The organism is Arthrobacter sp. JCM 19049 (assembly GCF_001310435.1).
In genome coordinates this window covers 1-6,849 of sequence record NZ_BAXF01000093.1, presented here as the reverse complement: position 1 = coordinate 6,849, position 6,849 = coordinate 1, and the positions used below count along the sequence as shown (strand labels likewise).

Sequence of the window (6,849 nt, the reverse complement as noted above, 5' to 3'; positions counted from 1 at the left end):
CCGGCGCGGACGGGGCCGCAAACACAGACACAGACACTGAGCAGGACAATGCCAACGCAAGGTAACGCAGAAGTGTAGCAACGCAATCGTGCAGTAACGACGAGGAGAATGACTGATGCATCAGGACAGCGCAAAAACCGACTTCGACTACATCATCATCGGCGGCGGATCGGCCGGCGCCGTGGTGGCGGCCCGACTCAGTGAGGACCCCGAGGTCAGCGTGGCGCTGGTGGAGGCCGGCCCCGATGACCGCGGCATCGATGAGGTGCTGCAGCTGAACCGCTGGATGGAGCTGCTGGAGTCCGGGTACGACTGGGACTACCCGATCGAACCGCAGGAGAACGGCAACTCGTTCATGCGCCACTCGCGCGCGAAGGTGATGGGCGGATGCTCCAGCCACAACTCCTGCATCGCCTTCTGGGCCCCACGCGAGGACCTGGATGAGTGGGAGAGCAAGTTCGGCGCCACCGGGTGGAACTCGCAGATGGCCTACCGGCTGTACAAGAAGCTGGAAACCAATGAGGACGCCGGGCCCGAGGCCCCGCACCATGGCGATTCCGGCCCGGTGAAGCTGATGAACGTTCCGGCCGAGGACCCCTGCGGCGTGGCCATCCTGGACGCCTGCGAGCAGATCGGCCTGCCCCGGACGAAGTTCAACAACGATGAAACCGTGATCAACGGCGCGAACTTCTTCCAGATCAACCGCCGCGAAGACGGCACCCGCTCCTCCTCGTCGGTCTCCTACATCCACCCGATCCGGAACCGGGAGAACTTCACCCTGCTCACCGGCCTGCAGGCGCGCCAGCTGAACTTCGACGCCGAGCGCAACTGCACCGGCGTGGACGTGGTGGAGGGCGCGTTCGGGCGCACCACCACCCTGAACGCCCGGCGCGAGGTGATCGTCTCGGCCGGCGCGATCGACTCGCCCAAGCTGCTGATGCTCTCGGGCATCGGCCCGGCCGAGCACCTGTCCCAGGTGGGTGTGCAGGTCGTGGTCGACGCTCCGGGCGTCGGCGAGCACCTGCAGGACCACCCGGAGGGCGTGATCCAGTGGGAAGCCAAGAAGCCCATGGTGGAAACCTCCACCCAGTGGTGGGAGATCGGCATCTTCGCCGCCACCGAAGAGGGGCTGGACCGCCCGGACCTGATGATGCATTACGGGTCGGTGCCCTTCGACATGCACACCCTGCGCCAGGGTTACCCGAGCACCGAGAACGGCTTCTGCCTGACCCCGAACGTCACCCACGCCAAGTCGCGCGGCACCGTGCGCCTGCGCAGCCGGGACTTCCGCGACAAGCCGATGGTGGATCCGCGCTACTTCACCGACCCGGAGGGCCATGACCGCAAGGTGATGACCTACGGGATCCGCAAGGCCCGTGAGATTGTCGCCCAGTCCCCGATGGCCGAATGGGCCGGCCAGGAGCTCTACCCGGGACAGGACGTGCAGAGCGACGAGGAGATCTTCGACTACCTGCGCCGCACCCACAACACCGTGTACCACCCGGCCGGCACCGTGCGCATGGGCGCCGATGACGATGTGCTCTCCCCGCTGGATGCGCAGCTGCGCGTCAAGGGCGTCAAGGGCCTGCGCGTGGCCGACGCTCGGTGATGCCCGAACTGGTGACCGTGAACCCGAACATCACCGTGATGATGATTGGTGAGCGCTGCGCCGAGATGATCCGCGAGGACCAGGCCTCCTAACCGGAGCCGGCTGCCGGACGGCAACGCCTCGGCCGCGTCGCCCCCGTTTTTGGGGTGCGGTGCGGGGGCCGAGGTGTTTGGCAAGCCCTTGGCGTGGCCTGGCATGGGCAGCAGTGTTTCACGGTTCGCTGCAAGATTACGCAGAAACTATCCCAGCGGACCTACCGACGCGTATCTTCGAAGGATGCGGACAGTGAAGTATCGGAATGCCACCATCCCTCGGTCAAGCCCTGGGTTGAGCAGCTGCTGCCCGAATTGATCGACTTCCGGCGCGACGTGCACCGCAATCCGGAGCTGTCCTTCGCCGAATACCGCACCACCGAGATGATCCTGGCCCAGCTGCGGGCCGCCGGACTGCAACCGGTGCCGATGAACAACACCGGCGCCTGGGTCGATGTGGGCCGCGGGGAGCTTGCCATCGGGCTGCGTGCGGACATCGACGCGCTGCCGGTGCTGGAGGAAACCGGCCTGCCCTACGCCTCGGTCAACGAGGGGGTGGCCCACGCGTGTGGCCACGACATCCACACCACGGTCATGCTCGGGGCCGCGCTGACCCTGAAGAAGCTGGATGACGAGGGGCTGCTCAATGCCCGCGTGCGGGTGATCTTCCAGCCGGCGGAGGAGAAGATCCCCGGTGGCGCGCTGTCGGTGATCGAACAGGGCGTGCTGGACGAGGTGCCGCGCATCCTGGCGCTGCACTGCGACCCGCGCATCGACGTGGGCAGATCGGCACCCGCATCGGGGCAATCACCTCGGCCAGCGACACCATCCGCATTGAGGTCAACGGCCGCGGCGGGCATACCTCGCGCCCGCACCTGACCGAGGACGTCGTGTTTGCGATGAGTCAGATTGCCACCCAGGTCCCGGCGGTGCTGGGCCGCAAGGTCGACGTGCGCTCGGCCGTGTCGGTGGTGTGGGGCCAAATTCACGCTGGCAGCGCCCCTAACGCGATTCCGGCCACCGGCTACCTGGCCGGCACCATGCGCTGTCTGGATGGGGAGGCCTGGTTCGCCGCCGGGCAGCTGCTGGATGAGACGGTCCGCCAGGTCTCGGCCCCCTACGGCGTGGAGATCAAGCTGCAGCACACCCGCGGGGTGCCGCCGGTGGTGAACACGGCCGAGGAGACCGGGCTGATTGAAAGCGCCGCCCGCTTTGAAATCGGCTCGCAGAACATCGGCCTGACCCCGCAGTCGATGGGCGGGGAGGACTTCGCCTGGATGACCCAGAAGGTTCCCGGGGCGATGTTGCGCCTGGGCACCGCACCCCGGGCGGGGAGACGTTTGATCTGCACCGTGGGGACTATATTCCCGATGAGCGATGCATCGGGGTGGGGGCCTCGGTGATGGTCGGTGCGTGTCTGCGCGCGATTGCCGACCTTGACTAGTGCTTCTGCGCCCAGCCCGGGCGAAAATTTTTAGTGGATCTTTGACAACGACGTAAAACGCTCTGACGTGGCCTTTGACGTTAAGCGCTTGCCGTGAATGTGTTGCAAGTTACCGCTTTGTAATCTCCAGCCGGTGTACCTGTGCTGATCTCATATAGGCTATGGAAACGATGGGATCGTTAGCACTGGCGCAGCGAACGGCAAAGTAGTTTTCCGCTGGGTTGCAGGTGCCTGGCCTCCCGGATATCTCGCAACGCTCTATGGAGGATTACATGCGCTTCGCATCGCGTAAGGCCAGTGTGGCCGCTGCCATGCTCGGTATTTCTGCACTGGCCCTTTCCGCTTGTGGCCAGGCCCCGGAAGAAGGCGGCGCCAACGCCGACAACTCGGACTACACCGGCTGCATTGTCTCGGACTCCGGCGGCTTCGACGACCAGTCCTTCAACGAGTCCTCCTACCGCGGCCTGAAGAAGGCCGAAGAGGACCTGGGCATCCAGGCCAAGGAAGCCGAATCCAAGTCCAACGCCGACTTCGCCACAAACCTGCAGGGCATGATGAACGCCGGCTGCAACATGACCGTGACCATCGGCTTCCTGCTGGGTGACGCCACCGAGAAGGCCGCCGCGGAGAACCCGGACAAGCACTTCGCGATCGTTGACTTCCAGTACGAAAACGAAATCGAGAACGTCAAGCCGATCATCTACGACACCGCCCAGGCCGCGTTCCTGGCCGGCTATGTCGCCGCTGCCACTTCGAAGACCGGCACCGTGGCCACTTACGGCGGCATCAAGCTGCCGACCGTGACCATCTTCATGGACGGCTTTGCCGACGGCGTGGAGAAGTTCAACAAGGACAAGGGCGAGAACGTCAAGCTGCTGGGCTGGAACAAGGACAAGCAGGACGGCACCTTCACCGGTGACTTCGAGAAGCAGGACAAGGGCAAGCAGGTCACCAAGACCTTCATCAGCCAGGGTGCTGACGTGATCATGCCGGTCGCCGGGCCGGTCGGCAAGGGCTCCGGCGCCGCGGTGAAGGAAGAAAATGCGGCCGGCAAGGACGTCAAGCTCGTCTGGGTTGACTCCGACGGCTTTGAAACCGCTCCGGACTACAAGGACGTCATGCTCACCTCGGTCATCAAGACCATGGACCAGGCCGTCGAGGACGTCATCAAGGAAGACACCGAGGGCAACTTCGACGCCACCCCGTACGTGGGCACCCTGGAGAACGGCGGCGTGGACATCGCCCCGTTCCACAACTTCGAAGATGAGGTCAGCGACGAGACCAAGTCCGAGGTGGAGGCGCTGAAGCAGCAGATCATCTCCGGCGAGCTGAAGGTCGAATCCCAGGCCAGCCCCAAGTAAGGGCCACAACACCCCTAACCGTCATGGAGCGTGCCACCGCTCACCGCCCGAGCGGTGCGCGGCTGGTGCGCTCCATGACTGTGTCCAACCTGAACCCAAACAACCAAAGATGGTGGGATCGTGAAACTCGAACTGCGGGGAATCTCCAAGGCCTTCGGTTCCTTCTATGCCAACAAGGGCATAGACCTGGTGGTCGATGACGGGCAAATCCACTGCCTGCTCGGCGAGAATGGCGCCGGCAAATCCACACTGATGAACGTGCTCTACGGGCTCTACGAGCCACGGAGGGGCAGATCCTGGTCGACGACCAGCCGGTGGAGTTCAGCGGCCCGGGCGACGCGATGGCCGCGGGCATCGGCATGGTGCACCAGCACTTCATGCTGATCCCGGTCTTCACCGTGGCCGAGAACGTGGCGCTGGGTTCGGAGGCCACCAAGGCCGCCGGCGTGCTGGACCTGGACGTCACCCGGGCCAAGATCCGGGAGATTTCCGAACGCTATGGCTTCCACGTGGATCCGGACGCGCTGGTGGAGGACCTGCCGGTGGGCGTGCAGCAGCGCGTGGAAATCATCAAGGCGCTGGTGCGCGAGGCCAAGGTGCTGATCCTGGATGAGCCCACCGCGGTGCTCACCCCGCAGGAAACCGACGAGCTGCTGGAGATCATGCGCCAGCTCAAGGCCAACGGCACCTCGATCGTGTTCATTTCCCACAAGCTGCGCGAGGTCAAGGCGGTCTCCGATGTGATCACCGTGATCCGCCGCGGCGAGGTCGTGGGCAGCGTCGAACCGGACACCGACACCACCGAACTGGCCAACCTGATGGTGGGGCGCTCGGTGCAGCTGACCCTGCAGAAGGAGCCGGCGGTGCCCGGGGAGGCGACCTTCCAGGTGCGCGACCTGTCGGTCGTCGACGAGGCCGGCACCACGACCCTGGACCAGGTGTCCTTCGACATCCGCCAGGGCGAGATCCTGGCTGTGGCCGGCGTGCAGGGCAACGGCCAGACCGAATTGACCGAGGCGATCCTGGGCACCCAGGCGGTCACCGGAGGCTCGGTGAAGCTGCAGGGCAAGGAGCTGATCGGCCAGAGCGTGAAGCAGGTGCTGCGCTCGGGGGTCGGCTTCGTGCCCGAGGACCGTTCCGTGCACGGGCTGGTCGCCGAGTTCTCCATCGAGGAGAACCTCGTGCTGGACCTGTACGACCGTGCCCCCTTCGCCAAGGGGGTGTCGATGAACCTGGGCGAGCTGCGGCGCAATGCCGCCAAGCAGATCCAGGACTTCGACGTGCGCACCGACAACCAGCTGAACCCGGCCTCCAGCCTCTCGGGAGGCAACCAGCAGAAGGTGGTGATGGCGCGCGAGCTTTCCCGCCCGCTGAAGCTGTTCATCGCCTCGCAGCCCACCCGCGGCGTGGATGTGGGCTCGATCGAATTCCTGCATCGGCGGATCGTGGCCGAACGCGACGCCGGCACCCCGGTGATGATCGTGTCCACCGAGCTGGATGAGGTGATGGAGCTGGCCGATCGGATCGCGGTGCTCTACAAGGGCCGGGTCAACGGGATCGTGCCGGCCGGAACCCCACGCGAGGTGCTGGGACTGATGATGGCCGGGGTATCGGCCGAGGAAGCCATGGCGCAACACCAGGCGGAAGGAGAAGGCCAGTGAGCCAGACCAAGACCGTGCAGCCGCCCAACGGCGGCGCCGCGCAGCAGGGCAACGACTTGTTCCGCAAGATCACCCAGGGCCCGGGCATGGTCTCGGTGCTGGGGGTGATCGTGGCCCTGGTGATCGGCGGGCTGCTGATTGCCGTGACCGACGAGAAGGTCATCAAGACCGCCGGGTACTTCTTCGCCCGGCCCACCGACTTCCTCTCCGCGCTGTGGCACGCGGGCACCGAATCCTATGTGGCGCTGTTCAACGGCTCGATCTACAACTCGGCGCGCGGCTTCGCCCCGTTCCTGGAGACGTTGACCGTCTCCACGCCGCTGATCTGTGCCGGGCTGGGCGTGGCGCTGGCCTTCCGGGCCGGGCTGTTCAACATCGGCGCGCAGGGCAGATCATCATCGGCGCGACGATGGCCGCCTACGCCGGGTTCGCCTGGCACCTGCCGATCGTGCTGCACCTGCTGGTCGTGATCATCTTCGGTCTGCTCGGCGGCGCGATCTGGGGCGGCTGGTGGGCGTGCTCAAGGCCCGCACCGGCGCGCACGAGGTGATCCTGACGATCATGTTCAACTATGTGGCGCTGTACCTGCTGGACTACCTGATGAACACCGCGGCGTTCCGCCGCCCCGGAGGCACCAACCCGATCTCCCCGGTGCTTGATTCCACCGCCGTCTTCCCGGCGCTGCCCGGTTCCCGGCTGCACCTGGGGTTCCTGATGGCGATCGCGCTGACCATTTTCGTGG

General features: G+C 65.4%; 2 protein-coding genes and 4 pseudogenes. All 6 read left to right on the top strand.

Annotated features, from left to right (window positions below; all coding sequences use genetic code 11):
- Nucleotides 1–115: 115 nt before the first annotated feature.
- Nucleotides 116–1,701, top strand: a pseudogene (locus JCM19049_RS06500) (GMC family oxidoreductase).
- Nucleotides 1,702–1,944: 243 nt separating this feature from the next.
- Nucleotides 1,945–3,085: pseudogene (locus JCM19049_RS06495) on the top strand (amidohydrolase).
- A 272-nt stretch (nucleotides 3,086–3,357) separates the two neighbouring features.
- The gene (locus tag JCM19049_RS06490) at nucleotides 3,358–4,446 is read left to right on the top strand and encodes a BMP family protein (RefSeq protein ID WP_138173564.1); all 1,089 of its coding nucleotides are present in this window, start codon (nucleotides 3,358–3,360) and stop codon (nucleotides 4,444–4,446) included.
- 120 nt (nucleotides 4,447–4,566) lie between these two features.
- Nucleotides 4,567–5,009 (top strand): annotated as a pseudogene (locus JCM19049_RS23225) (ATP-binding cassette domain-containing protein); the annotation flags it as partial.
- 99 nt (nucleotides 5,010–5,108) lie between these two features.
- Complete coding sequence (locus JCM19049_RS23220) at nucleotides 5,109–6,107, top strand: ABC transporter ATP-binding protein (protein ID WP_374700248.1); 999 nt, start codon at nucleotides 5,109–5,111, stop codon at nucleotides 6,105–6,107.
- 14 nt (nucleotides 6,108–6,121) lie between these two features.
- Nucleotides 6,122–6,849: pseudogene (locus tag JCM19049_RS06480) on the top strand (ABC transporter permease); the annotation flags it as partial.

What these genes read in the sequence shown, in the direction of transcription:
- JCM19049_RS06490 (WP_138173564.1), top strand. Translation starts at nt 3,358, where the DNA reads ATGCGCTTCGCATCGCGTAAGGCCAGTGTGGCCGCTGCCATGCTCGGT.
- JCM19049_RS23220 (WP_374700248.1), top strand. Translation starts at nt 5,109, where the DNA reads ATGCGCCAGCTCAAGGCCAACGGCACCTCGATCGTGTTCATTTCCCAC.